Raw genomic sequence first — 223 nt, forward strand, 5'->3', positions numbered from 1 at the left:
TACTCTCACAGGGACAAGGTCCCAACTACCATCGGCGCTAGAGAGCTTAACTTCCGTGTTCGGTATGGGAACGGGTGTGACCTCTCTGCCATCATCACCAAACTATGAAGGTATATTCCTTCAAAACTAGATAACATTTGCTACATATTATATGGTTAAGTCCTCGATCTATTAGTATTCGTCAGCTCCACATGTCACCATGCTTCCACCTCGAACCTATCAA

Annotated in this window: 1 rRNA gene; it reads right to left on the reverse strand. The window is 44.4% G+C overall.

What is annotated here, in order from left to right:
* Nucleotides 1-102, reverse strand: a 5S ribosomal RNA gene (gene rrf / locus MR083_RS27435); the annotation flags it as partial.
* Between the last annotated feature and the right edge of the window lie 121 nt (nucleotides 103-223).

It is taken from the genome of Bacillus cereus group sp. BfR-BA-01408 (assembly GCF_022663305.1).
GTDB lineage: Bacteria > Bacillota > Bacilli > Bacillales > Bacillaceae_G > Bacillus_A > Bacillus_A pacificus.